The sequence below is a fragment of the Mycobacterium sherrisii genome, from assembly GCF_002102355.1.
Taxonomy (GTDB): domain Bacteria; phylum Actinomycetota; class Actinomycetes; order Mycobacteriales; family Mycobacteriaceae; genus Mycobacterium; species Mycobacterium sherrisii.
Map to the genome: position 1 here is coordinate 165,622 of NZ_LQPT01000028.1, position 25,346 is coordinate 190,967.

Consider the following 25,346-nt stretch of genomic DNA (forward strand, 5'->3'; position numbering starts at 1 on the left):
GTCAGAGTCGATATCTCGTGAACCTTTAGTCCATGACGACGACCATTTTCCCGCCGGCTTCGCCGGCCTCCATGATGCGGTGTGCCTCGTGAATCTGGTCGAAAGAAAAGACGTGTGACGGGGTTGCATCGAGCTTGCCTTCGGCCACCTGCCGCGCGATGTCCTGCAGCGGCACATCGGATAGGGGGAAGCCGGGTGTCCCAAACACGAAGCTGCCGAAGAAGTTCAGGTTCACCCCGCTGGCCATGCGCAGCAGCGGGTTGAAGTCACCGATCGGGTCGAGCCCGCCCAGCCATCCGGCGAGGCAGGCCGTGCCACCGCGGCGCAGCATGTCCAGAGAGTCGAGAATCGTGCTGTTGCCCACCAGATCCAACACGGCGTCGATCTGTTTGGATTCGGTGATGTGGGCAGCAAGGTCGCGTCTTTCCTGCACGACACCCGAGGCGCCCAAATCCTCGAGCATCGGAAATCGCTTCGGATTGCGCGCCGTGGCAATCACCTTCGCGCCGGCGGCCACTGCCATCTTCAGCGCCGCTTGGCCGAAGGATGAGGTGGCGCCGCGTAGCACCAGCGTCTGTCCGGCCTTCAAGTCGAGGTTGCGGAACAGGCACGTCCACGCTACGGCGTAGGTTTCGGGCAACGCCGCCAGTTGCGGCCACGGCAGCTCGGATTCGATGAGCGCAACGTTGGCTGCCCGCACCCGGGTGTATTGCGCGTAACTGCCGTTGATTGTTCGTCCCAGACCGCCCATCAGCGCCGCGACCTTGGCGCCGACCGGAAATTCCCCGCCGGGGCAGGAATCGACGATCCCGACGCATTCAATGCCACTGACCTCGGCGGCCTCGGCCCACTCGCCACGGCGCATGTGTAACTCGGCATGGTTGATCCCGAATCCCTTCACCTCGATCACCACCTCGCCGTCTCTGGGACGCGGCTTGGGGATTTCGGTGTAGACCAGACTGTCGAGCCCGCCGAACCCGTTCAAGATGATCGCCCGCATGCTGTCCCCACCGGGTTGCTCTCGCACCACAGCTGGGGCGGTGGGCAATGCGCTGCTGGTGCTGGTCATGGCGGTGCCTCTTTCCGAATCTTCAGGCAGGCGTTGCTATCGACGCATGCGGCAATTATGGGCCATATGACCCAATATTATGGGCTGTAAAACCCAAAAATGCCCAGGGGTGGCGCTGGAGACTCAGGGTTTGCGGCGTCGCCGAGATGGCCGCCGTTCGCCCGTGCCGGCGATGAAGGAACGCACGTAGTCGACGGCCGCGGTGACCGCCACCCGCAGCGGTTCGGCATCGCCGGTGGCATGGGTGATCATGGCCCCGCCCTGGTGCGCGATGACCAGCGACGCGGCCAGATGCCGCGGATCGGCCTCGGGTCGGAGTTCCCCTCGCTGACGCATGGTTGTCAGGCCGGTCCGGAACAGCTCGAGCCACCGGTCATAACCGTACGCCAGGTCGTCGCGCACCTCGTGGTCGGCTTCGATCAATTCACCCGCCAGCGACCCGTACACGCAGCCACCCAACCGGTACACGGTGTCGATGTCGTCGATGCAGGCCTCGGCCCATGTCTGCAGCGTTTCAATGCTGTCGAGCGTGGCGAGCCGAGGTTGGGTGTGAAACTCGATGACGTCGTCGCGGCGCGCCGCGATGACCTCGCGGGTCAACTCGCGCTTGTCGCGAAAGTAGTGCGAGATCTGTGACCCACCTACCCCCGCGGCGCGGCGCACCTCTTCGATGCTGGTGTTTGCTACCCCGCGCTCGAACATCAACTCGGCCGCGGCGGTGATGATGCGGTTCCGCGTCGCCTGTCCCTTGGGGGTGAACCGGGACTTGGAGTCGCCGGCCATGTTGCGGCCGTTGCCCTTACGTGCCGGGTGCCGAGGACGACGGACGGGGCGTGGCGTGCGCTCGTCGGGGTCGGTGGCGAACATGCGCAAGTAGTTGACCGCGAAGCGGGTCGCATCGGCGTGCGGCCACTCCGCTCGATAGGTGAAGGCCATGGTGCCGCCCCCCTGGTGTGCGGCGATGATCACGAGGGCCAACCGGCGCGCATCGGCGCCGGCCATCAGCGCACCGTTGCCCTTCATCCGCAGAATCGCGGACTCCAGCAACTTCGCCCAGTCCCAATAGCCGGCCGCCAAGGTGGCGCGCATCGTGTCGTCCGATTTGGCCAGCTGTGCGGCAAGCGCGTGATAAGTGGGCGTGCCGCCCGAGGTTCCGATGCGTCGCAGGTAGCGCATGTTGAGATCGAGCCATCGCTCGAAATCGTCGAACGAGTCCAAGTCGCCAAGGCTGGGCTGGCGGTGGAAGTCGAGCACCACGGCGATCTGGCGTTTGATCACCTCGCGGATCAAGGCGCCCTTGTCGGCGAAGTAGTGGGCGAGCTGTGACCCGCTGACCGACGCAGCCTTGCGGACTTTGTCCATGTTCGCCGCAGACAGGCCCTCGGTGACGATCAGCTGGGCGGCGGTCTGCACAATCCGGTCGCGGGTGGCGCGGCCCTTGGCGGTCAACCGTCGTTCATCCTGAGCGTCGGGATGGACCATCGCGTCAGGCTAACCCGTCAGCGGCGCCGCTTATGGGATCTGTAGCCCATTGCGTGCGCAGCGTGGCGGGTTCAGCCGGGCAGGCGTTGTTCGAGGAAAGCGCGGATGAGGGCGGTGGCCTCATCCAGTGCGGACTCCAGCAGGAAGTGTCCGCCGTCCAGCAGGTGGATCTGCGCGTCGGGGAGGTCGTCGGCGAATGCTTCGGCTCCGGCCGGCCCGAAGATCTTGTCGCCGCGACCCCACACCGCCAGCAGCGGAACGCCGCTGTCGCGGAAGTACTCGTGCACCCGCGGGTACATCCGCGGGTTGGTCGCGTAATCCCGAAACAGCTTCAACTGCACCAAATCATTGCCGGGCCGCGACAAGAGCGCGTAGTCGTGATGCCAGCACTCGGGATCGACCACCGTGTCATCGTCCACTCCGGTGACGTACTGCCATCGGGTTGCGTCCAGCGTCAGGAACTCCCGCAGCGGAGCCTCCGTCTCGGCGGTCTGTTCCTCCTGGTAGGCCGTTACGGCTTTCCAGAAGTCCGGCACGAAACCGGCATCGTAAGCATTGCCGTTCTGGGTGATGATGGCCGTGATTGTGGAGGGATCACGCAGTGCCAGCCGCCAACCGATCGGGGCCCCGTAATCCTGGACGTAGATCGCGTACCGAGCGACGCCAAGGCTGCTTAACAGCCCTGCGGTCAGTTCCGCCAGCGCATCGAACGTGTAGTCGAACTCGGTCACGGGCGGGGCGTCAGAGAATCCGAAGCCAAGATGATCCGGCGCGATCACGTGGTAGCGGTCAGCGAGAGCGGGAATCAGGTTCCGAAACATGTAGGAGCTGGTTGGGAATCCATGCAGCAGGACCAGCGCGGGTGCCGCCTTGTCGCCACCTTCCCGGAAGAACAATCGATGGCCGTCGACGGTGCTGTAGCGATGGTGAACAACCGGCATCAGATTCCTCCTGGCGACATATTCTGGGATACATATCCCATTGTGTGCACTCGGAGGGTAGGATCGCAATAGTCTGCATCGGTTGGTGGTGCATTGACCAGACAGGTGTTCTGGACCGGATGTCCCAGTTTGGACCGTGGGTGGAGGCGCGGCGTGGGTAACTCGATGCAACGAGACACTGGCTCTGACAACAGAAGTCGCGGATCTGGTCGTCGGGCTGCGATGGCGGCCTGATTCGCGCGGCAGTCACGGCGCTAGGGATTCCGATGATGCGGTCGAGACCAAGATGGTTCGTGACAGACATGTGTGGGGTGTTGATTGCCGACCGGCTGCGACAGCGCTAATACGCACACACCGAACACCCGAGACGGTTACCGGCGATCAACTCCGGCATCGTTGCCACGGGCCCGCGGCCGCCGGGTGCGCCCTGGGCCACCTCGGCCCGCGACCGTGCCATCCTGAGTTTCGCGGCAGCCTGCGATATGCCGATTCGGCTCTGACTCATCACCCGGGCCCAGATGCTTTGCCTCAGGCGGCAATTGCGCGCTGACCGCCGGTCGCATTCAGCACCGCACCGTTGACGTAGCTGGCCTCCGGGGAGGCGAGAAAGACGACGGCGCGGGCGATCTCACCGGGCTCGGCGGGCCGATCCAGGGCGGTGGTCGCCCCGACCGCCTGCAGCAGGCCGGGATAGACGGCAACACCGGGCGTGTCGGTGGGCCCGACGGCGATCGCGTTCACCCGCACGCCCGCCCGGCCGAATTCGTCGGCCCACACCTTCGTCAGCAGCTCCACCCCGGCCTTGGTGGCTCCGTAGATGCCGGCGCCACTCGTGGGTATGGACGCCGCCACGGTACTGAGATTGACCACCGCGCCGCGCCCACGTTCGGCCATGCCGGGGACCAACTGCTGAACCAGGATGTAGGGAGCCCGCAAGTTGACGTTGATGTGCTCGTCGAGCACGGCGTCGCCGGTGCTGGCGGTCGCACCGAATTGGTAGATGCCGGCGTTGTTGATCAGCACGTCGACGGGACCCGTCTCGGCGGCGAGTCGCCGTACGTCGTCAGCGTCGTTGAGATCTGCAGCGACGAAACGTGCTGTGCCACCGATGTTCTCGATATCTTGCACGACTTTCGCGCCACGTTCGGCGCTACGCCCGTGCACCACGACCTCGGCACCTTGCCGGGCCAGTTCCAATGCGATCTCGCGGCCGATGCCGGACGTGGCACCCGTTACCAACGCCGTCGACCCGGCGAATGTTCTAGCCATCGGACCTTGCCTCCAAGGGAGAAGTTTGCCAACCCTCCCCCAAGCAGTGCCTCGACGGGTTTTATTCCGGGGCGGCCAGCGGGACCGACGCCTCGGCGGTGTAGCACAAGAAGGTCATGGTCTCCTGCAGATACAGCTGCACGGAGTCCGCGTCGTGGGCGGTGTAGCCGATCGAGACGTCGGTGCCCAGTTGCAGATCGAAGTCGCCGCCGCGGGTGGTCAACACAAAGGCGCCGTCGATGGCCGGCGCCCAGATGATGTCGCCGGGGACCAGCCGGTCGATGTGTTCGAGGATCGGATAGCCGTGTTCGGTGGTCTCGCTGACCTTCGTGTACACGTCCGCGGACAGCAACACCGAGTAGGGGCCATCGACGCCGGCCAGCCGCAGCTCCGAGATCGCCTGGGTGATGACGTCCGGTATCTCCCGCGGATCCGCCGGCAACGTCAGCGGCTTGTTGGAACTGGCGGAGCGGATGCCCTCGATCTGCGCGGCCGGGTACCCCTCGAAGATCGCGCGGTCCTCGACGAACGCCAGTTTCTTGGCGGCCGCCTTGACGGGATCCCAGTCCGAATCCTGTGCCCCGCGCTCCACGTTGTCGATCTCCGTGCGGGACAACGTGAATGGAACACGCAGCCGGACAAGAGGATTGGCGGCACGTAGGTGGGCGACCACGCCGTTGGTCGGCGCCTCGACATCGACCAGCCGGCCGGTGCTGATTGCCGCGGTCGTGGGGCCGCCGGGCTCGCTGACGTCGACCACGCGGCGCCCGGCGATGTGGCGTTTGAACGTGCGCGCGGCCTCCAATTCGATTTCGCCCCAGGCCGCGTCGGTGATCGGCGCCAGTTCGCGGTACAGATTGTTCTTCATCAGTTGGGTCCTTTCAGACTGCCGATCGCAAGTGAGCCGTCGGTGGAAGCGAGGTCAGCGGGCGGTGTAGCCGGGGTTTCGAGCGAGGTGGGAAGGGGTGGCGGATCGTTGAGGAAATCGACGGTGGGGGAGAAGAACAAACCGCCGGTGACGGCGGTGGAGAAATCTAGGATGCGGTCGGTGTTGCCGGGTGGGTCACCGAGAAACATGTTGCGCAGCATCTGTTCGGTCACTTCGGGTGTGCGTGAGTATCCGATGAAGTAGGTACCGTACTCGCCCTTGCCGACCTCGCCGAACGGCATGTTGTGCCGAATGATCTTCAGCTCGGTGCCGTCGTCGTCCTCGATGACGTTCAGCGCTATGTGTGAGTTCGCCGGTTTGACGTCATCGTCGAGCTCGATGTCTTCCAGCTTGGTCCGGCCGATCACCATTTCCTGCTCGTCGACCGACAGCGACTCCCACGCTTCCATGTCGTGCACGTACTTCTGGATATGCACATAACACGACCCGGCGAAGTCGGGATCCTCGTCACCGACCGCACTCGCGCTGATAGCGATTGCGCCGTCCGGGTTTTCGGTGCCATCGACGAAACCCAAGAGGTCGCGGTTGTCGAAGAACCGGAACCCGTGTACCTCGTCGACCACCGTGACGGCCCCGGCCATCGACTTGACGATGCGGCCGGCAAGTTCGAAGCACACGTCCATCGTCCCGGCGCGAATGTGGAACAGCAGGTCGCCGGGGGTCGCCGGCGCGTAGTGCCGCGGTCCGTTCAGTTCGGGGAACCGATGAAGCTCGGCGGGGCGCGGCCCGGTGAAGAGCCGATCCCAGGCATCCGAACCGATCGAGGCGATCACCGACAGCCGCTTGGACGGGTCGCGAAAGCCGATGGCGCGCACCAACCCAGACAGGTCCGGCAGGGCGTCGTGGACCGTCGCCTCGCCGCCGTCGTCGATGGTGACTACCAAAAAGATCGCGGCGGGCGTCAACGGCGCGAGGATGGGCTGCGGCTGAATCGACGGCACTCTGGTGACCTTAGCGTGGCGACGGTGAGCGCAGGTAGTGCGCGAATGAGGAGCCGCGCGGTGGGGTGGGGCGTGGCGACGGTGAGCGCAGGTAGTGCGCGAATGAGGAGCCGCGCGGTCGGGCCGACGTGACGGGCCTCGCTGCAAACCGCGATGATGTTCACCATGTCGGCCAGCGCCGCAGGCCTCTGCGAATTCATCGACGGTTCCCCCTCACCCTTTCATGCCTGCGAGACGGTCGCGGGCCGTCTCCGCGCCGCCGGTTATGCCGAACTTCACGAGGGCGACAGCTGGCCGGAGCGGCCGGGACGTTTCTTCACGGCGCGCGCGGGCTCGCTGGTGGCCTGGAACACCACCGGCCCCGACGGCCCGTTCCGGATCGTCGGCGCACACACCGACAGCCCGAACTTGCGCGTCAAGCAGCATCCGGACCGGCTGGTCGCGGGCTGGCAGGTGCTCGCCCTGGAACCCTATGGCGGGGCTTGGCTGAACTCCTGGCTGGATCGCGACCTCGGCATCTCCGGACGGCTGTCCGTGCGCGCCGGAACAGGGCTGGACCATCGCCTGATACGGATCGACGAGCCGCTGCTGCGCGTCCCGCAGCTGGCCATCCACCTCGCCGAAGACCGCAAGTCGTTGACCCTGGACCCGCAGCGACACGTCAACGCGGTCTGGGGGGTGGGAGCCGAGCCGCGGTCGTTCGTCGACTATGTCGCCGAGCGGGCCGGCGTGGCTCCGGCCGACGTGCTGGCCGCCGACTTGATGACGCACGACCTGACCCCGTCGACGGTGATCGGCGCATCGGACAAGGGGATGGCGAGCTTGCTCAGCGCGCCGCGGTTGGACAACTTGGCCAGTTGCTATGCGGGAACAGAGGCACTGCTGAACGTCGAGCCGCGCGCGTTCGTCCCGGTGTTGGTGCTGTTCGATCACGAGGAAGTCGGCTCGTCGTCGGATCACGGCGCGCAGTCCAACCTGCTGAGCACGGTGCTGGAACGCATCGTGCTGATGGGCGGCGGCACCCGCGAGGACTTCCTACGCCGGCTGCCGGCGTCGTTGCTCGCCTCGGCGGACATGGCGCATGCCACCCATCCCAACTACCCGGAGCGTCACGAGCCGGGTCACCTGATCGCGATCAACGGTGGACCCGTGCTCAAGGTGCACCCAAATTTGCGGTATGCGACCGATAGCCGCACCGCCGCGGCGTTCGCCCTGGCCTGCGATCAGGCCGGGGTGGCGTTGCAGCGGTACGAACATCGGACCGACCTGCCCTGCGGTTCCACCATCGGGCCGCTGGTGTCGGCTCGCACCGGCATCCCGACCGTCGATGTCGGTGCCGCACAGCTGGCTATGCATTCCGCACGCGAACTGATGGGTGCACACGACGTCGCCTCGTATTCCGCTGCGCTGCAAGCATTTTTGTCACCGCAATAGGCGGGTGGGCCACGCCGGCATAGAGTCGACCGGCATGACGCTCAAAGTGGAGATGGTCACGTTCGACTGCGGCGACGCCGCTACGCTGGCCAGTTGGTGGGCCGCTCAGTTCGGCGGCACCACACACGAACTCATCCCTGGGGAATTCATCGCGGTCGTACGACCGGACGGTCCCCGGCTGGGCTTTCAGCAGGTGCCCGATCCCACGCCGGGCAAGAATCGCGTCCACCTCGATTTCGGGGCCGAAGACGTCGACGCCGAAGTTTCGCGGCTGACGGCGGCGGGGGCCATCGAGGTGGGCCGGCACGAGGTCGGCGAGAACTTCCGCTGGATTGTGCTGGCCGATCCCGAAGGCAACGCGTTCTGCGTGGCGGGCCGTTAACCCGCCATCCCGTCGCAGAGCGCGTCGACGATCCCGCCCAACCCGACCCGATCGCCGGGTTGGGTGAGTACGGAGAACAACAGCGCGCCCACCAGGGCGTGGGCGACGGCGTCGATGTCCGCCCCGGCTCGCAGCTCCCCGTCGTCGACGGCCCGGCGCAGCCGCGTCGTCAGCCCCTCGAGCTGGGGTGCACTTAGCTGCCGATAGAGATCCTCGCCGTCACCCGGGCGTGCCGCCGCCGCGGCAACGAGAGCCCGCACCAGCGCGGCGTTGGACGGGTCGGCCAGAAACTCGGCATGTTCGTCGACCCACGCCCGGAGATCGTCGCGGACGGCCCCGGTCTGCGCGACCGGGAACGACCCCGACCTCCCGTAGGCCTCCAGTACCGCCTCGGCGACCAACGGCGCCTTGGACGACCACCGCCGGTAAAGCGTCTTCTTTCCCACTCCCGCGTGGGCGGCGACGCTCTCCATGGACAACTCGGCGTAACTGCGCGTCGTCAGAAGCTCACGGGTGGCGTCCAGAATCGCGTGGTGCAAGCGGGCGTCGCGCGGACGCCCTACCCGTTCGACGGGCACTGGCGCCAGCTCGGCGGCGTCGGCTACCTTCATCGTGATCATTGTAGGAAACGATACGTGTCGTTTATGAAGGAGTCGCCGGTGAGTGCTGTGTCGTTGTCCGTGCCGAAGAGCTGGGCGGAGATCACGCCGCAGTGGCTATCGGCGGCCCTGGCCGCGGACTTTCCCGGTGCCGTCGTCGACACCGTCACCGTCGAGCTTCGGGATGACGGCACCAACCGCCGCGCCCGGCTCGGCGTTACCTACCGGCATGGCGACGGGCCGGCGACGGTGTTCGTCAAGGCCGCCGACCCCGCGCACAAGACGCTGATTCGCCTGACCAGCGGCATGTTCCACGAACCGCGGCTCTTCACCTGTGGGGCGGAGTTACCGCTGCAGCATCCCGTCGTCCACGCCGCGCTGATCGACGAGGCCGACTACGACTTCGTGATGGTCATGGAGGATCTACGGGCGCGCGGAGCCGATCCGCGCGACGGCACCCGACCCATGACGGTCGAGCAGGTCGCCACCGGTGTGCGCGGGCTGGCCCGCATGCACGGCCGCTACTGGGGCGACCGCGTGCTATGCGAGTCGGCCCTGCGTTGGTTGGAGCCGTTTCTGCCGTGGCGGGGCATGGAGGCTGCGCCACTGCCGGTCGCCCTTGAGCGTCTTGGCGCCGACGCGCCTCCCGCAGTGACCTCGTTGACGATCGACCGGCTCATCGACTCGATCTGGAAGCCGTACATCGCGACGCTGACCACCTCGCCGCCCACCCTGCTGCACGGCGACCCGCACATCGGCAACACCTACCTGCTGCCCAGCGGCGAGGTGGGGTTTCTGGACTGGCAGGTCGCTCGCCGGGGCAACTGGTCGCTGGATTTGGGCTACTTCCTGCAGGGCGCGCTGACCGTGGAGGACCGGCGGCGCAGCGAGCGGGATTTGCTCGCCGAATACCGCGACACGCTGGGCTTGCCGGCCGACGAGCTGCCCAGCGCCGAGGAGATCTGGTTGCGCTACCGGGCGTCGGTCGCCCACGGGCTGACGCTGTGGCTGGTCACCGCGAGCGCCGGAGAGTGGCAGCGCACTGACACCTCTGTCGCACTGGCCCAACGGTATTCGTTCGCCTATGCCGACCTCGAAACGGCCTCGGCGCTGGCCGAGATCGCCGAGTGAGCCTCACCCTCGCTCAAGGAACGGCGGGTCGTAGCGGATCACGTTTTCCACGACCAGGCCGTCGCGAGTCCGCACCCGGTCGAGTCCGCGAATCTGGAACGGTCCGGCCGGCCCGGTGCCCCGACCGGTGTAGTGCAAGAACACCAGTTCCTCACCGTCGACGGCGCCCGGGACAGTCGCGCTGTCGACCACTTCGAGTTGCAAATCTGGTGCAGCAGAAAGTATTTCGGTGATCTTTGCGGTGTATGCCTCGATGCCCCGCACCGGCTCGGGGTCACTCGGCCAGTAGCCGACGATGTCGTCGGCCAAGATGGGCAACCCCCGGGACAGATCGGGGGCGGCCCAGAACGCCGCGAACACCTCGGCGCTGAACCTGGGGGGGCTGATGTGGTGTCGGTCATGGTTCCTCCAACGGTCGGGCGCTTCGATCGAGCGCGTTCGCCCCCAGCGTCTTCCGACGCGGTGGGGCGGCACAATTACCTGCGAGGTCATCGCCGCGGGTACCACAGCTGGCTACCGTTAGGGCGTGAGTCCCGCGCCGGTGGGTGTTCTGTTGCGTGAATGGCGGACCCGCCGACGGGTCAGCCAGCTCGACCTGTCGCTGAGCGTCGGGGTGTCGGCACGGCATCTGAGCTTCATCGAGACCGGACGCGCGCGGCCCAGCCCGGAGATGGTGCTCACGCTCGCCGAAGGTCTCGACATCCCGCTGCGGGAGCGCAACGCGCTGTTACTGGCCGCCGGCTTCGCCCCGCGCTATCCGGCGCGCTCACTCGATGACGCCGCGCTGTCCCCGGCACGCGAGGCGGTGCAGCGCCTCCTTGATGCGCACGATCCGTACCCGGGGGTGGTGATCGACCGGTGTTGGAACATTGTGGGGGCCAACGCCGCCGCTGCCGCGCTCACCGCCGGCCTTCCCGAGCAGCTGCTCGGCCCGCCCGTCAACGTCTACCGGTTGTGTCTGCATCCCGATGGACTTGCGGCCCGGACCCTGAACTTCGCCGACTGGGCGGGCTATTTGCTGCACCAGTTGCGCCGCACGATCGCGCTCACTCGTGATCCCGGGCTGCGGAGGCTCGACGAAGAGGTGCGGCAGTACCCCGGGGTTGCGGCGGCCGCGCGAGCGCGGACCGTACCCTCAGACGGCGCATCGCTGCTGGTTCCGTTCGTGCTCGACGCCGGCGACGGCCGGCGCCTGTCGATGTTCACCACCTTGACCACCTTCGGGACGCCGCTCGACATCACACTGGCCGAGCTGGCCGTCGAGCTGTTCTATCCGGCCGACCCCGAAAGCGCCCGCCTGCTGCGCGGCGGTTAGCTCTCTACACTGTGGGCGTGACTGTCTCCGGAACGGGCGCCCGTACCCACGTGGCGGACACCGTCGAACACGCAGCCGCCACCCCCGACCACCCGCAACCCTTCGGTGAACTGGGCCTCAAGGACGACGAGTACCAGCGGATTCGCGAGATCTTGGGCCGCAGACCCACCGACACCGAGCTGGCGATGTACTCGGTGATGTGGAGTGAGCATTGCTCGTACAAATCCTCGAAGGTCCACCTGCGTTACTTCGGTGAGACCACGACCGACGAGATGCGCGCGGCGATGCTGGCCGGGATCGGGGAGAACGCGGGCGTCGTCGACATCGGTGACGGCTGGGCCGTCACGTTCAAAGTCGAGTCGCACAACCATCCCTCCTACGTCGAGCCCTATCAAGGCGCCGCCACCGGTGTCGGCGGCATCGTGCGCGACATCATGGCGATGGGTGCACGCCCGATCGCGGTGATGGATCAGCTGCGCTTCGGCGCCGCGGATGCGCCGGACACCCGCCGGGTGCTCGACGGCGTGGTCCGCGGAATCGGCGGCTACGGTAACTCCCTGGGCCTGCCCAACATCGGCGGCGAAACCGTGTTCGACGCGTCGTACGCCGGTAACCCCTTGGTCAATGCGCTGTGCGTCGGGGTGCTGCGCAAGGAGGACCTACACCTCGCCTTCGCCTCCGGCACTGGCAACAAGATCATCCTGTTCGGGGCCCGTACCGGCCTCGACGGGATTGGCGGCGTATCGGTTTTGGCATCGGAGACCTTCGGCGGGGACGAGGGCGGCGGTCCCGGCCGCAAAAAGCTGCCCTCGGTGCAGGTGGGTGACCCGTTCACCGAGAAGGTGCTCATCGAGTGTTGTCTCGAGCTGTACGCGGCGGGGCTGGTGATCGGTATTCAGGATCTTGGCGGCGCCGGATTATCCTGTGCCACTTCAGAACTCGCATCCGCCGGCGACGGTGGCATGCGGGTGGAGCTGGAGACCGTTCCGCTGCGGGCGGCGAACATGACCCCGGCCGAGATCCTGTCCAGTGAGTCCCAGGAGCGGATGTGTGCGGTGGTCGCACCCGAGAACGTCGAGGCCTTCCTGGCGGTGTGCCGCAAGTGGGATGTGCTGGCGACGGTCATCGGCGAGGTCACCGACGGTGACCGGCTCCAAATCACTTGGCACGGTGAGACGGTCGTCGACGTACCGCCACGCACCGTAGCCCATCAGGGCCCGGTGTACCAGCGGCCGGTGGCTCGGCCCGACTCGCAGGACGCCTTGAATGCGGACACCACGGCCGACCTGCCCCGGCCCACCACCGGCGCCGAGCTCCGCTCGACTTTGCTTGAGCTGCTGGGCAGTCCGCACCTGTGCAGCCGGGCGTTCATCACCGAACAGTACGACCGCTACGTGCGCGGCAACACCGTGCTGGCCGAGCACGCCGACGGCGGGGTGCTGCGCATCGACGAATCCACCGGCCGCGGCATCGCGATCTCGACCGACGCGTCGGGCCGCTACACCAAACTCGACCCCTACACCGGAGCCCAGCTGGCCCTGGCCGAGGCCTACCGCAACGTCGCCGTCACCGGTGCCGTCCCGGTGGCGGTGACCAACTGCCTCAACTTCGGCTCACCGGAAGACCCCGGGGTGATGTGGCAGTTCTCCCAAGCCGTTCGGGGACTCGCGGATGGCTGTGTGGCTCTGGGCATTCCGGTGACCGGAGGAAATGTCAGCTTTTACAACCAAACCGGTTCGGTCGCGATCCTGCCTACCCCGGTGGTCGGCGTGCTCGGGGTGATCGACGACGTCGACCGGCGCATTCCCACCGCCCTGGGTACCGAGCCCGGCGAGAGCCTGCTGCTACTCGGCGACACCCGCGACGAGTTCGACGGATCGATTTGGGCCCAGGTGACCGCCGATCACCTGGGCGGGCTGCCGCCGGCGGTGGATCTGGCCAGGGAGAAGCTGCTGGCCGAGGTGCTGAACGCGGCATCGCGCGACGGGTTGCTGACTGCCGCGCACGACCTGTCCGAAGGCGGCCTGGCCCAGGCCGTCGTGGAATCGGCGTTGGCCGGCGAAACCGGTTGTCGCATAGTCCTTCCCGAGGGCACCGATCCGTTTGTCATGCTGTTCTCCGAGTCTGCGGGCCGGGTGATGGTGGCGGTGCCGCGCACCGAGGAGAGCCGATTCCGGTCGATGTGCGAGGCGCGGGGGCTGCCGGCCGTGCGTATCGGCGTCGTCGACCAGTCCTCCGACGAAGTGGAAGTTCAGGGGTTGTTCAGGGTGCCGCTGGCCGAACTGCGCGCGACTTCCGAAGCGGTGCTGCCGCGGCTGTTCGGCTAGGTTCACGGGTTGATCGTGTGGTCGCCCACCTGGCGTCCCCACACGTATTCCACCGCCACCGGCGAACCGACCTCGAAATGGTTGTACGGGGCGATGCTCGCGCCAGTGTCGGCGACTAGATACGGGGCCGGCCAGAGCGTGCGGGTGATCGACTGCCAGCACCCCGGCCGCCCGCCGGGCCCACCCCGGGCGTTGATCCGCGGCAGATTCTCCGGATAGATATACGGATTGGGCGCTCCCGCAACCGATCCCGAGGAGTGAGCGCCCAGCGCGTAACCATTGTCACCGAGCGCATTGTGAATCTTAGGCGCCACTTCGTTGAAATTGCGGATGGTGCAGAAGATTTCCGGACTGTATTCGTCGAGCAGCAGGCTCGACGAAGTGAGATCGGAAGCCCCGCGGGTCAGGTACGGTCCGCCTCGCGCGACAACGCCGGCGGCGGTACCGCCCAACCCTGCCGCCGCCAGTAGCGCCACGTCCAGCTCATTTTGCTGCCGGTTGAGCGTGCGCGCGCTCCTCACCGCATGGTCGAGCGCGTCCCACAGTTCGGGTGCCGCGTCGGCGTAGGTGTCGCCCAGCGCCGCCAGCCGCGCGATGTCCGAACGCAGCTTGGGCAGTTGCGGGTTCAGGTCGTCCAATATCGCGTTGCCGTTGATCAGCGAGGCGGCGAATTTCTCGCCCAAGCCCGTCAGCGCCTGCGCTGCCGCGGACAGCGTCAAGTTCACCTTGACGGGATCCACCTTTTCCGCGATGGACGTCAGGGTCTCGAACAGGCTGTTGAATTCCGTCGTCACCGACGTCGCATCTATCACAGTTGACGGTGTAATCGATTGCAGCGCAGGGTGTTTTGGGGAGCTCAAGGCGACGTACTTGTTGCCGAACACGGTGGTCGCCTTGACCTCGGCCACCACGTTGGCCGGAATCGCGGCCACATATCTGGGCGTCACGTCCAGCACCACCTTGGCGGCGGGCATACCGCCCCGGTCGATCGCGAAAATGCCGGACACTCTGCCGATTTCGACACCGTTATAGGTGACCTTGGAGCCCGGATCCATCACCAAACCCGCCCGCGGGGCGATCATGGTCAGCTTAGTCTTCGGGGTGAGCTCCCCGCGGAACTGAGCGTACAGGGCCAACCCCAAAAGCCCCATGACCACGATCGTCACCAGGCCGATGGCCTGGTAGGGGGGAGGCGGCCGCGAGCGACGACGCTCCATGACTCTGAGACCCTAGGGTATGGCCGCCCGTGATACTGCCGATCCGGCCAAGACGCGCGAGGCGCTGATGGCCGTCGCAGATTGGCTGCGCGACGGATCAGGCCCGGCGCCGGAGCGCACCACCCTCGCAGCGGCCGTGCGACTCACGGCACGCAGGCTGGCCGCCCTGGCGCCCGGCGCCAGCGTCGAGGTGCGGATCCCGCCGTTCGTCGCGGTGCAATGTGTGGCAGGCCCGAAGCACACCCGAGGCACACCGCCCAACGTGGTGGAGACGGACCCGAGGACGTGGCTGCTGCTGGCCGCCGGGATGTTGTCGCTCACCGACGCCGAAGCCAGCGGAGCGCTGCGGTCCTCGGGTGCCCGAGCGGGTGAAATTGGCCACTGGCTACCGCTGTTCGATGTGCGCTGTATATAACCCTGAACTGCAGGTTTAGCCTGACACGCCGAAAACTACAACGCTTGACACGCCGCGCGGATTCGTCGGCGTGCCGGTCCTGGCCGTAAACTCCCAGTACGTCACCACTCGCTCTAGGGAGCCGCCCACCGTGACCGTCGCCGGATCAGATGCAGCCGAGCAGGACCTGAATTCACCTCGCGAAGAATGTGGCGTATTCGGCGTCTGGGCGCCCGGTGAGGAAGTCGCCAAACTCACCTATTACGGCCTCTACGCGCTGCAGCATCGCGGTCAGGAAGCCGCCGGCATCGCCGTCGCCGACGGATCTCAAGTGCTGGTCTTCAAAGACCTGGGCCTGGTCAGTCAGGTCTTCGACGAGCAGACATTGGCGGCCATGCCCGGCCATGTCGCCATCGGACACTGCCGCTACTCCACCACCGGCGACACCACCTGGGAAAATGCCCAGCCCGTCTTCCGGAACACCGCGGCCGGGACCGGGGTCGCGTTGGGCCACAACGGGAATCTGGTCAACACCGCGGAGCTGGCCGCCCGCGCCCGCGACGAGGGCCTGATCGCCAAGCGCGCCCCGGCGCCGGCGACCACCGATTCCGACATCCTGGGCGCGCTGCTGGCCCACGGCGCGGCCGACGCCACGCTGGAGCAGGCCGCGCTGGAACTATTGCCGACCGTCCGCGGCGCGTTCTGTCTGACGTTCATGGACGAGACCACGCTGTATGCCTGCCGCGACCCCTACGGGGTGCGGCCGCTTTCGCTGGGCCGCCTGGACCGCGGCTGGGTGGTGGCCTCCGAGACCGCCGCGCTCGATATCGTCGGCGCCTCATTCGTTCGCGACATCGAACCCGGCGAACTGCTGGCAATCGACGCCGACGGCGTGCGCTCCACCCGGTTCGCCAACCCCACCCCCAAGGGCTGCGTCTTCGAGTACGTCTACCTGGCCCGGCCGGACAGCAACATCGGCGGTCGCTCCGTGCACGGCGCAAGGGTGGAAATCGGCCGCCGGTTGGCGCGCGAAGCTCCGGTGGAAGCCGACCTGGTGATCGGCGTGCCGGAGTCCGGCACCCCGGCGGCCGTCGGGTACGCCCAGGAGTCCGGGATTCCCTACGGCCAAGGCCTGATGAAGAACGCCTACGTGGGCCGGACCTTCATCCAGCCGTCGCAGACGATCCGCCAGCTGGGCATCCGACTGAAGCTGAACCCGCTCAAAGAGGTGATCCGCGGCAAGCGGCTCATCGTCGTCGACGACTCGATCGTCCGGGGCAACACCCAGCGCGCGTTGCTGCGGATGCTGCGCGAGGCCGGCGCCGTCGAGGTGCACGTGCGGATCGCGTCTCCCCCGGTGAAGTGGCCGTGCTTCTACGGCATCGACTTTCCGTCGCCGGCCGAGCTGATCGCCAACGCCGTCGAGGACGAAGACGAAATGCTGGAAGCAGTCCGGCATGCCATCGGCGCCGACTCCTTGGGCTACATCTCGCTGCGCGGCATGATCGCCGCGACCGAGCAGCCCGCGTCGCGGCTGTGTACCGCCTGCTTCGACGGCAAGTATCCGATCGAACTGCCCAGCGAAACGGCGCTGGGCAAGAACGTGATCGAGCACATGCTCGCCAACGCGGCCCGCGGCGCGGAGCTCGGGGAGCTGGCGGCTGACGAAGTCCCGGTCACGCACTGACCGAGTTTCGCGCGGGTGGTCAAACACGTTTGATACCGGCGTGAAGCGCCTACCGGTAGCCTTTATCGCGATGACCGATCCCGGAAAAAGCCCCGGAGCAGAACCGGGCAGCCAGGGCATTACCTACGCGTCGGCCGGGGTGGATATTGACGCCGGCGACCGCGCAGTCGATCTGTTCAAGCCTTTGGCGGCAAAAGCCACCCGGCCAGAGGTGCGCGGTGGGCTGGGTGGATTCGCCGGGTTGTTCGCGTTGCGTGGCGACTATCGCGAGCCGGTACTGGCCGCCTCCAGCGACGGCGTCGGCACCAAGCTGGCGGTTGCGCAGGCGATGGACAAGCACGACACCGTCGGCCTGGACTTGGTGGCCATGGTCGTCGACGACCTGGTGGTCTGCGGCGCCGAACCGCTGTTCCTGCAGGACTACATCGCCGTCGGCCGCACGGTGCCCGAACGCGTGGCAGCGATCGTCAGCGGTATCGCCGAGGGGTGCGTGCGGGCGGGATGTGCGTTGCTGGGCGGTGAGACCGCCGAACATCCCGGCCTGATGGAACCCGATCACTACGACATCTCGGCAACCGGGGTGGGCGTCGTGGAGGCCGACGACGTGCTGGGCCCGGACCGGGTCAAGCCCGGCGACGTCATCATCGCGATGGGATCCTCCGGTCTGCATTCCAACGGATATTCCCTGGCGCGCACCGTGCTGCTCGAGATCGACCGCATGAACCTCGCGGGCTACGTCGAGGAGTTCGGCCGCACGCTGGGCGAGGAGTTGCTCGAACCGACCCGGATCTACGCCAAGGACTGCCTGGCCCTGACGGCCGAAACCCACGTCCGCACGTTCTGCCACGTGACCGGCGGCGGGTTGGCCGGCAACCTGGGCCGCGTCATTCCGCACGGTCTGGTGGCCGAGCTCGACCGCGGCACCTGGACACCCGCGCCGGTGTTCGCAATGATCGCCCAGCGCGGCCGGGTCACCCGCGAGGAGATGGAGAAGACGTTCAACATGGGCGTCGGCATGATCGCCGTCGTCGCTCCCGAGGACACCGACCGCGCGCTGGCCATCCTGACCGCACGGCACCTGGACTGCTGGGTGTTGGGCACCGTCTGCAAGGGCGGGAAGGAAGGTCCGCGCGCAAAGCTCGTGGGGCAACACCCGAGATTTTGAACACCTGCGCCTAACTGGGACCAACACTGTGCCGATGCTCGCGGCATCGGCACGGAGTAAGTTCTAGCGGCGCCAGTCGTCGTCGTGATCCCAGGAGTCGTCGGCGCCGTCCAGGTCGCCGGGTTCGCCTGCACCGGTCCCCGACAGCTCGCGCTGAAGCCGATCGAAGTCGGTCTGGGGGGAGCTGTACTTCAGTTCTCGAGCAACCTTGGTCTGCTTTGCCTTCGCCCGGCCGCGGCCCATGGGGGGACCCCCTCGCGCAATAACGGAGCGGCCTAACAAGTAGGCGGCTCCGATCTCTTGGTGTCGTTATTGTCCTGCCAACAGTTTACCGTGCCGCGGGGAGGGGCGTCGGTGCCCCCTGCCCGCCGTGTTGGACTTCGTCGGAAATTATCCCGCACCGCCCCGCAAGCGTTCAACGGCCAGCCGTCCCGCCCCGATCTGGTCGGCCGGCGGCAGCGAATCCGCGTCGACGACCGCCGCCACGGCGGCGTCCGGACCGGTGGCGAGCTCGGTGTCGGCGAGTAGCCCGCGCTTGACGAGTGCCAGCGCAATCGGACCCAGATCCACGTGCTCGACGACGGTCCCCAGGCGCCCGACGGCGCGGCCGCCCGCGAGCACCGGCTCGCCCGTGGACGGGCGCTCCACCGAGCCGTCGAGGTGCAGCAGCACCAGCATCCGCGGAGGTTTACCCAGGTTGTGCACGCGGGCGACGGTCTCCTGGCCGCGATAGCACCCCTTGTCCAAGTGCACGGCCCCGACGCCAGGACCCCCGATCCACCGCACCTCGTGCGGAATCGTGCGTTCGTCGGTGTCGACGCCGAGACGCGGACGCAGCGCTGCCACCCGGTGCGCCTCGTAGGTCCACACCCCGGCCGGTCGCACGCCCGCCGCGACGAGACGGCTGTGCCAGTCGGTGACCGCGCTTCGCGGCACCACCAGGTCGAGCTCGGGCTGGCCGGTTGGCGACGTAGGCATCCGACGGACAAAGCCCCCACCTGCCAGCGGCACCGCGACCATCTCGTCGGGCAAGGCGTCCAGACCGAGCGCGACGAGCACCGCGCGGTCGGCCAGCAGCGGTCCGATCAGCGACGACACCGCCAGATCCGCGGCGCCCGGCTGGACGTCGGACCAGAACACCATCTTGCTCAAGTAGGCCAGCAACGGCTCGCCACGCCAGGGTTCGGTGTCGAGGTAGGTGGTCCCGCCGAGTTCCGTCTGAAGCCAGTGGTCTTCGACACGCCCCTGCCCGTCCAGGCTGAGGTTTTGCGTGCTGGCGCCGTCGGCAAGCGCGCTGACGTGTTGTGTCGAGATGTTGTGCAGCCAGCCCTGCCGGTCCGCCCCGGTCAGGGTAAGAACCGCGCGGTGGGCGCGGCTCACCAGCACCGCGTCGGTCTCGGCCGCGCGCTGCTCGCCGAGCGGATCGCCGTAGTGCCAGATCGCGCCGGCGTCAGGTCCGGATTCGGGTGCGGGAACGGGATGCACACCGTCAACTCTACGGATCCGGTCGCCCGGCCAGGAGCCGCACGTGACCGCTAGGCTCGATCGGCATGGCAGGTCAGACGGGTGTGATCGTCACGCTCGACGGCGCGATTCACCCGCCCGGTGCGCCGCTGCTTTACGCCGACGATCTCGCCGCCGTCCGCGGCGATGGTGCCTTCGAAACACTGCTGGTCCGCGATGGCCGCGCCTGCCTGGTCGAGGCGCATCTGCACCGGCTCGCCCAGTCGGCCGAACTGATGGGCCTGCCGGAGCCGGACCTGCCGCGCTGGCGGCGGGCCGTCGAGACGGCGGTCCGACAATGGGACGGCGCGGCCCGGGAGGGCGTGCTGCGGCTGATCTACAGCCGGGGCCGCGAGAGCGGTTCGGCACCGACGGCCTACGTGATGATCACCGACGTTCCCGACCGGGTAGCCACGGTGCGCCGCGACGGGGTCGCGGTTGTCACGCTGGACCGGGGGCTGCCCGCGACCGGCGTCGACGAGATGCCGTGGCTGCTGGCCGGTGCCAAGACCTTGTCCTATGCGATGAACATGGCCGCGCTGCGGCACGCCGCAGCGCAGGGCGCCGGCGACGTCATCTTCGTCAGCACCGACGGCTACATCCTCGAGGGGCCGCGCTCCACGGTGGTGATCGCCGCAACGGACGCCGACGGTAACCTCTGTCTGCTGACGCCGCCGCCCTGGTATCCGATCTTGCGCGGCACCACCCAGCAGGCCCTGTTCGAGGCGGCGCGCAGCAAAGGCTACGACTGTGACTACCGCGCGCTGCGCGTCGCGGATTTGCATGCTGCCCAAGGGATTTGGCTGGTCTCCAGCATGACTCTGGCCGCCCGCGTGCACACGCTCGACGGTCGCCGACTGCTCCGCTCGCCCATGACCGAGGAGTTCGCCGAACTGGTCGACGCCGCGATCGTCATTGATCGCTGAGCGCCGAATTGTGTTGTCGGTGCGCGAAACGGCGGGTACGGTCGGCCGTACACAGGGAAGGAGGTGGTCCGCGAAATTGATAGCTTCATGGACATGTGAGGTGGCTACGCGCTAGCTGCATGGCTCGGAAGAGCTAGCGAACTTACGCGCGCTGGCGAATTCCCCGTAGCCACCCGGCCCCCGAGCATCCCGGTCTGTCCAACCAGGAGCATTGCTCGGGGGCCGCTCCATGTCCAAGGCGCTATTGGACGGATTTCGCGGCGATCAGCTCGGCAATCTTGCCCGCCTGCCCGGGTACGGCATTCGGGCCGCACACCAACACGTCGATGACGTCGGCGCTCTGCGCGTGCAGCACGTGGTGGCAGATCTTGCCGTTGTCGCCCCGCGTGCGCTGCTGTGCGATCCTGGGCACGGTGCCCTCGACCTGCCCGAAATTCCAGTCGAAGCTGTGGCCGTTGAGTGATTCCGTCACCGTTTTTCCGGCGCAGGCCTTCCAGCTGTCCGCGGACGCCTGCACGAAAGCGCGGGCGCTGTCGGGAGAGGAGAACTCCGCGACCGTTTCGACGATCCGGTTCGGCGCGTCCTGACCGGGCGTGTGCAGGATCAGACCGCTCACCGCGTTGAAGCCGCCGGCGCTTTGGTACGCCGCCGCAGTGGCCGGTTCGTAGGTTCCCGAGCAATCGGGGTCGGACAGCGTCCACTTCGGACTGCGCAGTTGGCCGATTCGTTCGCCGGGCACCACGGTGGGGTCGCCGACTATGTTGGCGACCTCCGGGGCGCCGATCAGCAGGGCGTCCAGCTTGCTCGCGTTCGGAGACGAATTCTCGGCCGCCGGCGCCGAATTCGCGTTGCCGGGCCGCGACGCCGACTTGGTCTTGCCGCCCTGCGTGGTGAACACCACCACGACCGCGATGGCGGCGATCACCGCTAAGGCGGCGGCGCCGATGATGAGCAGTCGTTTGTTGGACCCGCCGGCCGCGCCGCGCCACTGGCCGCCGCCGGGGCGGCCGGCGCGGGCGGTTGGTCGCCGGGTGCGGTGGGCGGCGCCGGTGTTTTCGGACCCGCGGGCGACCCGTCTTTTGCCTCGATTTCGGCTAGCACGTTGTCGATTTCGCTGCGGGTGCGGTATGTGACGTCATGCCGCAGACGAAGCATGCGCAACAGCTGGGCGATGTCGCTGCGCGCGCTGGGATCGTCACCGTCCTCGTCGAGACCCGACCGCAGCTCGACCAACAGCGCGAGCTGCTGCTGCGGGCTGAGTTCCTTTCGGCGAGAGTGTTTCCCAGGCGCGTGATGTAACCGAACGGCACCGGTGGTTCCTCGGGCAGCGGGTCGGGCAGTGGCACCGGCTTGCTGCGCAGCCCGTGCACCGCGGTGACCAACTGGATGCCGGCGTCGACCGTGGGCTCGCGGTAGTCGATAATCTGTAATGCCGCAAGGGGATTCACGCGCATGCTGTCGACGTCGCCGACCCGAACCGGCAGGATCGGACGGTTCAGCGCCTGGGCGTAACGCAACTCGGCCTGACTCGGCTTGGATTGCAGCCAATTGCTCGACAGCGCGACGATGAAGACCTCGCAGTCGCGGATTTGCTCGAGGATCTTGGCCCACCAGGACTCGCCGCCGCCGAGCTCTTGGTCGAACCACACCTGGTTCTGCCCACGCCGAAGCGCATTGGTCAGGGAGTCGACCTTGCCCCGATCCTGGCTCGAGTAGCTGATGAACAGCGCCATCGCAGTCTCCTAGAGTGCAGTGCAGCGAACGAACTGACGCGCAAGCCTGCCGGTGCGGCGGGTACGCACCTGCGCCGATACCGTATCAGTGTTCAGACCCTCCCGGATGCGCAAATTTTCAGCGGATTTCGGCGTAGCGCCGGGCGAACTCGGCACCGGGAACCGGCCATTGCTCGCCGCCCGCCCCCCGGACGATCCAGTCGCCCTCCGCCGCTGTCGTGGGGCCTTCGAGGGTGTTGATGGTCTCGCCCGGGTAGGCGGGGCGAGCCTGCACCCGCCCCTTGCGCTGCCATCGCCCGTCGCCGGCCGGCTCGTAGGTCTGGCGGAAGACGTCGTCGCGGACCGACCACACCTTGCCGTTCTCCTGGATCGCCCAGTCGCCGGGCGCGGCGCGCATGGTGTGCCCCGAATCCGACGTCCACGTCCAGGGCACACTGCGTTGTTCGGCGGTGACCGTCCCCACCCGGGTGAAGGACTGCCATAGCGGCCGGGACCGAAAACCCAATTGGCGCAGGCGCCATAGCGTGCCCGCCAGACTGCGGACCGCCGCATTCAACAGATTCGGATCGCTTTCCACCACCGACCAGTCGACGAGTTTGTCGTGGATCTTGTGGGAATCGTCGCGTGGCGAGCCGTATCGCCAGCCGTTGCGGCGGTAGTAGCGACACCAGTCCTCGTGCTCGGCTTGGGCCATCCGCAGCGCCGCGTCATGGTCGAAGCCCATCCGGTCGAGCTGCTCGAGTGGCGCCAATTGGGCCATCTCGCTGCCGGATAGCTGTGCCGGGGGGGCTGCCCCAGGTATTCCAGGTGTGGCCGGCGATCTGCTCCACCATCCACAACGCGTTGCGGACTTGGCGTCGGTTGGATCCGCGATAGAACTCGCTGAGCTCGGTCCACGGCATCGCGGCTGGGGAGCGCGGACCGTCCGGATCGATCGTCGAGACGTAGCGCTCATGGATCAGCCGCGCTGCTCGCTCCCAGGTGTCACGCATCTGGCCCTCTTGGGTGTCCAGCACCAGCGAATAGGACTGCAACCGGCCGACGACCTGAATCGAATCGTCGCTGATGCTGGTGTTCAGATCCGAAGCGTGGATGGGCATTTCGGGAAAACGGGCGGCCAGCCGGGCGGCCGTCGTGCCGGCATGAGCGTCGACGAAGACCACCGCGCTGGTGGCCGGGTCGGTGTCACCGATCAACCTGAGCATGGTCGGTATCGTCGGCGCCTCGGCGACGGCGTCGATGGCAGGTCCTTGCGACACGAATCCCGCTTGCTGCCGGTAGAACTCGTGATCATGCAGGTAGTCTTCGGCGTCGCGCTCAACCAGGGTGAGCGCGGGCAACGCGGGTGCGTCGGCCGGCGTGTAGAAGTCGCGTTCCAGCACTCGCTGCGTCAAATCGGCGCACATTGCCAAGGTCAGTTGTGAAGTCCCACAAACGAATACCCGTTCGGTTTGGCCCGTCGCGATGATGCTGTCGAGCAGCCGGCCGGCAGTCACCTCATATTTTCCGACCACGTCGGCGGCCCACCGAGTGTCCGATCCGCCGAACTGCTGGGCGCGCCACGCCTGGGCCAGCCAGGGATCGTCCATCCGGACGGACAGCGGCAGCCGCTGCTTGTGGGCGACCTCGGCGAGCCGACGACTGATCAGGTCCAGCCACATGAGGTTGACGGCCGGATCCGGTGCCATCAGATAGAGGCGAGATAACCGCCGCCACAACCGAAGTGACACCAGGGTGGACGGGTTGGTGAAATCCACCAGCACCACCCGGGCGCCCTGTCGGCGCGCCCGCGCGATCCGGTCGTCGCTGAAACCGGTGATGACGACCAGGGTGGCGCGCCGGTCCAGGGTGCGCGCCACCGCACTGATCATCGATTGGGTGTCGTCATCGAGACCGACGATGACCGTGACCGAATCCGCCCAGTTCGCCCGCAACCGGTCGACCTGCGACTTGAACACGCCCACGACGACGCCGCCCAATCCGGTGAAAATCGCCGAAAGTGCCGCGATCCGGGCCAATTCCAGCCTGACCGGCGTGGGGTTCGGGCAGGTGCGCCCGCCCAGCGAAAAGTCGCCGGTGCCGCCCTTGACCAGACTGGCGGTCGCCATCAGCGGGGTGAAGAACGCCGGATGGTTGGCGTCGTGACATCCCCAGTAGGAACTGAGGCCCAGCACGGCCGTGATCGGAACGAGGGCGGCGATCAGTGTGAAGGAAACGCCGACCACGCGATGGCTGCTGCCCGACCGAAAGATCAGCACCGACGCCCAAAGCAGTACGGCCACCACGATCGTCAGCGTGGGCATCGACCCGGGCCGGCCGAACCACGCCAGCGTCGGCGGCAACGCGTCGAGGATGGCCGGCTGCAAATCGAGCACGGCCAGATAGACGATGAGGAGCAGACCCACGCCGGTGACGACCCAGCGCAATACGGGCGGGGACGTCTTGGTGCGGGGCATCCGCCGATCTCCCTTCGCGTGGTATCGGGCTGCTCGGACGTCGAACAGTACACGCAAAAGGCCGGCCGAAAGCAATGGTTTGGGTGCCTGCGAAACGCCCGAGTTGCGAACGCGGGCAAGGCCGCCGGCGGCCGACTAGTTGTATGAGGCCATGACATTGGTGACGCCGGTGGCGAGTCGTGATGCTGGTGGCTGGCCTGCGGCGGCAGAGTGTGGTCGATGGTAGTTGAAGTGGATGTTCCAGACTTTGAGTGCTTCGGCGCGTTGGGTTTCTGAGGTCCATGTCCTGGCGTAGAGGAACTCTTCGGCCAGGATGCGGTTGTAGCGCTCGACTTTGCCGTTGTGGCGCGGTTATCCGGCTAACCTTGGCCAGGTTTCGGCTGTTGAGGGTGGTGGTTCGCTAGTTTTTTGACTTGCGGAGGCGGC

The 25,346-nt window shown here is 67.0% G+C and carries 24 protein-coding genes and 1 pseudogene; 9 read left to right on the plus strand and 16 right to left on the minus strand.

Translation table 11 applies throughout. The annotated features are described in order from the left end of the window. Positions 1 to 25: 25 nt before the first annotated feature. The 6 genes from AWC25_RS05650 to AWC25_RS05675 form a co-directional block, all read right to left on the minus strand. Complete coding sequence (locus tag AWC25_RS05650; protein ID WP_069401911.1) at positions 26 to 1,069, minus strand: zinc-binding alcohol dehydrogenase family protein; 1,044 nt, start codon at positions 1,067 to 1,069, stop codon at positions 26 to 28. Between the two features lie 123 nt (positions 1,070 to 1,192). Further along, positions 1,193 to 2,551: a TetR/AcrR family transcriptional regulator gene (locus tag AWC25_RS05655; protein WP_069401912.1), complete on the minus strand. Its 1,359-nt coding sequence runs from the start codon at positions 2,549 to 2,551 to the stop codon at positions 1,193 to 1,195. A gap of 71 nt (positions 2,552 to 2,622) precedes the next feature. Continuing rightward, a complete protein-coding gene (locus AWC25_RS05660) occupies positions 2,623 to 3,492 on the minus strand; it encodes an alpha/beta fold hydrolase (RefSeq protein ID WP_085166458.1) in 870 nt (289 codons plus the stop codon). 528 nt (positions 3,493 to 4,020) lie between these two features. Beyond that, on the minus strand, positions 4,021 to 4,761 hold the full coding sequence (locus AWC25_RS05665) for an SDR family NAD(P)-dependent oxidoreductase (protein WP_069401914.1): 741 nt from the start codon (positions 4,759 to 4,761) through the stop codon (positions 4,021 to 4,023). 61 nt (positions 4,762 to 4,822) lie between these two features. After that, complete coding sequence (locus tag AWC25_RS05670; protein WP_069401915.1) at positions 4,823 to 5,629, minus strand: family 1 encapsulin nanocompartment shell protein; 807 nt, start codon at positions 5,627 to 5,629, stop codon at positions 4,823 to 4,825. After that, positions 5,629 to 6,651, minus strand: coding sequence for a Dyp-type peroxidase (locus tag AWC25_RS05675; protein WP_085166459.1), 1,023 nt, complete (start codon positions 6,649 to 6,651; stop codon positions 5,629 to 5,631). Before AWC25_RS05675 ends, AWC25_RS05670 begins: the two co-directional genes overlap by 1 nt. Positions 6,652 to 6,816: 165 nt before the next feature. On the opposite strand from AWC25_RS05675, the gene AWC25_RS05680 reads away from it, so the two are divergent. Together AWC25_RS05680 and AWC25_RS05685 are read left to right on the plus strand one after the other, a co-directional pair. Next, positions 6,817 to 8,085 carry a M18 family aminopeptidase gene (locus AWC25_RS05680; protein WP_142278695.1) on the plus strand — a complete coding sequence of 423 codons (1,269 nt, stop codon included), beginning with the start codon at positions 6,817 to 6,819 and terminating at the stop codon, positions 8,083 to 8,085. Positions 8,086 to 8,119: 34 nt separating this feature from the next. Further along, positions 8,120 to 8,467 (plus strand): VOC family protein, encoded by a 348-nt coding sequence (locus AWC25_RS05685; RefSeq protein WP_069402897.1) that lies wholly within the window; start codon positions 8,120 to 8,122, stop codon positions 8,465 to 8,467. On the opposite strand, the gene AWC25_RS05690 is transcribed toward AWC25_RS05685, so the two are convergent. Further along, positions 8,464 to 9,045, minus strand: coding sequence for a TetR/AcrR family transcriptional regulator (locus tag AWC25_RS05690; RefSeq protein WP_142278700.1), 582 nt, complete (start codon positions 9,043 to 9,045; stop codon positions 8,464 to 8,466). The two genes, AWC25_RS05685 and AWC25_RS05690, sit on opposite strands and share 4 nt — an antisense overlap. Positions 9,046 to 9,126: 81 nt before the next feature. Between AWC25_RS05690 and AWC25_RS05695 the strand changes: the two genes are divergently transcribed. Next, positions 9,127 to 10,197, plus strand: a complete 1,071-nt coding sequence (locus AWC25_RS05695) for a phosphotransferase (protein ID WP_069402899.1) — start codon at positions 9,127 to 9,129, stop codon at positions 10,195 to 10,197. A 3-nt stretch (positions 10,198 to 10,200) separates the two neighbouring features. Here the strand turns inward: AWC25_RS05695 and AWC25_RS05700 are convergent, their stop codons facing one another. Further along, complete coding sequence (locus AWC25_RS05700) at positions 10,201 to 10,557, minus strand: nuclear transport factor 2 family protein (RefSeq protein ID WP_244899460.1); 357 nt, start codon at positions 10,555 to 10,557, stop codon at positions 10,201 to 10,203. Positions 10,558 to 10,723: 166 nt separating this feature from the next. Here AWC25_RS05700 and AWC25_RS05705 point away from each other — a divergent pair, with 166 nt between their 5' ends. Beyond that, entirely contained in the window at positions 10,724 to 11,512 is a 789-nt protein-coding gene (locus AWC25_RS05705; protein ID WP_069402895.1) for a helix-turn-helix domain-containing protein, read from the plus strand. A 50-nt stretch (positions 11,513 to 11,562) separates the two neighbouring features. Beyond that, a complete protein-coding gene (gene purL / locus AWC25_RS05710) occupies positions 11,563 to 13,839 on the plus strand; it encodes a phosphoribosylformylglycinamidine synthase subunit PurL (protein ID WP_142278701.1) in 2,277 nt (758 codons plus the stop codon). Positions 13,840 to 13,841: 2 nt separating this feature from the next. Here purL and AWC25_RS05715 read toward each other — a convergent pair whose 3' ends face one another. Further along, a complete protein-coding gene (locus tag AWC25_RS05715; protein ID WP_085166461.1) occupies positions 13,842 to 15,056 on the minus strand; it encodes an MCE family protein in 1,215 nt (404 codons plus the stop codon). A 19-nt stretch (positions 15,057 to 15,075) separates the two neighbouring features. Here AWC25_RS05715 and AWC25_RS05720 point away from each other — a divergent pair, with 19 nt between their 5' ends. From AWC25_RS05720 to purM, 3 genes are all read left to right on the plus strand, one after another. After that, positions 15,076 to 15,471, plus strand: a complete 396-nt coding sequence (locus AWC25_RS05720) for a sterol carrier family protein (RefSeq protein WP_069402893.1) — start codon at positions 15,076 to 15,078, stop codon at positions 15,469 to 15,471. Between the two features lie 130 nt (positions 15,472 to 15,601). Beyond that, the gene (purF, locus tag AWC25_RS05725) at positions 15,602 to 17,137 is read left to right on the plus strand and encodes an amidophosphoribosyltransferase (RefSeq protein ID WP_069402892.1); all 1,536 of its coding nucleotides are present in this window, start codon (positions 15,602 to 15,604) and stop codon (positions 17,135 to 17,137) included. A gap of 70 nt (positions 17,138 to 17,207) precedes the next feature. Next, positions 17,208 to 18,302: a phosphoribosylformylglycinamidine cyclo-ligase gene (purM, locus tag AWC25_RS05730; RefSeq protein ID WP_069402891.1), complete on the plus strand. Its 1,095-nt coding sequence runs from the start codon at positions 17,208 to 17,210 to the stop codon at positions 18,300 to 18,302. A gap of 63 nt (positions 18,303 to 18,365) precedes the next feature. On the opposite strand, the gene AWC25_RS05735 is transcribed toward purM, so the two are convergent. Then, on the minus strand, positions 18,366 to 18,545 hold the full coding sequence (locus AWC25_RS05735; RefSeq protein WP_069402890.1) for a DUF3073 domain-containing protein: 180 nt from the start codon (positions 18,543 to 18,545) through the stop codon (positions 18,366 to 18,368). Positions 18,546 to 18,692: 147 nt separating this feature from the next. Beyond that, the gene (gene ygfZ / locus AWC25_RS05740; protein WP_085166462.1) at positions 18,693 to 19,787 is read right to left on the minus strand and encodes a CAF17-like 4Fe-4S cluster assembly/insertion protein YgfZ; all 1,095 of its coding nucleotides are present in this window, start codon (positions 19,785 to 19,787) and stop codon (positions 18,693 to 18,695) included. 83 nt (positions 19,788 to 19,870) lie between these two features. Here ygfZ and AWC25_RS05745 point away from each other — a divergent pair, with 83 nt between their 5' ends. Further along, complete coding sequence (locus tag AWC25_RS05745; RefSeq protein WP_142278703.1) at positions 19,871 to 20,731, plus strand: aminodeoxychorismate lyase; 861 nt, start codon at positions 19,871 to 19,873, stop codon at positions 20,729 to 20,731. A gap of 241 nt (positions 20,732 to 20,972) precedes the next feature. Here the strand turns inward: AWC25_RS05745 and AWC25_RS05750 are convergent, their stop codons facing one another. The 5 genes and pseudogenes from AWC25_RS05750 to AWC25_RS05765 form a co-directional block, all read right to left on the minus strand. Then, complete coding sequence (locus AWC25_RS05750; RefSeq protein ID WP_158089728.1) at positions 20,973 to 21,656, minus strand: sensor domain-containing protein; 684 nt, start codon at positions 21,654 to 21,656, stop codon at positions 20,973 to 20,975. A 169-nt stretch (positions 21,657 to 21,825) separates the two neighbouring features. Continuing rightward, positions 21,826 to 22,464: a toll/interleukin-1 receptor domain-containing protein gene (locus AWC25_RS05755; protein ID WP_085166464.1), complete on the minus strand. Its 639-nt coding sequence runs from the start codon at positions 22,462 to 22,464 to the stop codon at positions 21,826 to 21,828. 118 nt (positions 22,465 to 22,582) lie between these two features. Then, positions 22,583 to 23,215 carry a RyR domain-containing protein gene (locus tag AWC25_RS27285; protein WP_244899461.1) on the minus strand — a complete coding sequence of 211 codons (633 nt, stop codon included), beginning with the start codon at positions 23,213 to 23,215 and terminating at the stop codon, positions 22,583 to 22,585. Then, entirely contained in the window at positions 23,172 to 24,920 is a 1,749-nt protein-coding gene (locus tag AWC25_RS05760; protein WP_244899462.1) for a hypothetical protein, read from the minus strand. The genes AWC25_RS27285 and AWC25_RS05760 overlap by 44 nt, the downstream gene beginning before the upstream one ends. A 135-nt stretch (positions 24,921 to 25,055) precedes the next feature. Then, positions 25,056 to 25,271 (minus strand): annotated as a pseudogene (locus tag AWC25_RS05765) (integrase core domain-containing protein); the annotation flags it as partial. Between the last annotated feature and the right edge of the window lie 75 nt (positions 25,272 to 25,346).

Excerpts from the sequence above, each read along its gene's own strand:
- AWC25_RS05655 (WP_069401912.1), bottom strand. The coding sequence starts at position 2,551 with ATGGTCCATCCCGACGCTCAGGATGAACGACGGTTGACCGCCAAGGGC.
- AWC25_RS05665 (WP_069401914.1), bottom strand. The coding sequence starts at position 4,761 with ATGGCTAGAACATTCGCCGGGTCGACGGCGTTGGTAACGGGTGCCACG.
- AWC25_RS05680 (WP_142278695.1), top strand. The coding sequence starts at position 6,817 with ATGTCGGCCAGCGCCGCAGGCCTCTGCGAATTCATCGACGGTTCCCCC.
- AWC25_RS05720 (WP_069402893.1), top strand. The coding sequence starts at position 15,076 with ATGGCCGCCCGTGATACTGCCGATCCGGCCAAGACGCGCGAGGCGCTG.
- AWC25_RS05760 (WP_244899462.1), bottom strand. The coding sequence starts at position 24,920 with ATGCCCCGCACCAAGACGTCCCCGCCCGTATTGCGCTGGGTCGTCACC.
- AWC25_RS05660 (WP_085166458.1), bottom strand. The coding sequence starts at position 3,492 with ATGCCGGTTGTTCACCATCGCTACAGCACCGTCGACGGCCATCGATTG.
- AWC25_RS05685 (WP_069402897.1), top strand. The coding sequence starts at position 8,120 with ATGACGCTCAAAGTGGAGATGGTCACGTTCGACTGCGGCGACGCCGCT.
- AWC25_RS05670 (WP_069401915.1), bottom strand. The coding sequence starts at position 5,629 with ATGAAGAACAATCTGTACCGCGAACTGGCGCCGATCACCGACGCGGCC.
- purM (WP_069402891.1), top strand. The coding sequence starts at position 17,208 with ATGACCGATCCCGGAAAAAGCCCCGGAGCAGAACCGGGCAGCCAGGGC.
- AWC25_RS05755 (WP_085166464.1), bottom strand. The coding sequence starts at position 22,464 with ATGGCGCTGTTCATCAGCTACTCGAGCCAGGATCGGGGCAAGGTCGAC.
- AWC25_RS05715 (WP_085166461.1), bottom strand. The coding sequence starts at position 15,056 with ATGGAGCGTCGTCGCTCGCGGCCGCCTCCCCCCTACCAGGCCATCGGC.
- AWC25_RS05650 (WP_069401911.1), bottom strand. The coding sequence starts at position 1,069 with ATGACCAGCACCAGCAGCGCATTGCCCACCGCCCCAGCTGTGGTGCGA.
- AWC25_RS05735 (WP_069402890.1), bottom strand. The coding sequence starts at position 18,545 with ATGGGCCGCGGCCGGGCGAAGGCAAAGCAGACCAAGGTTGCTCGAGAA.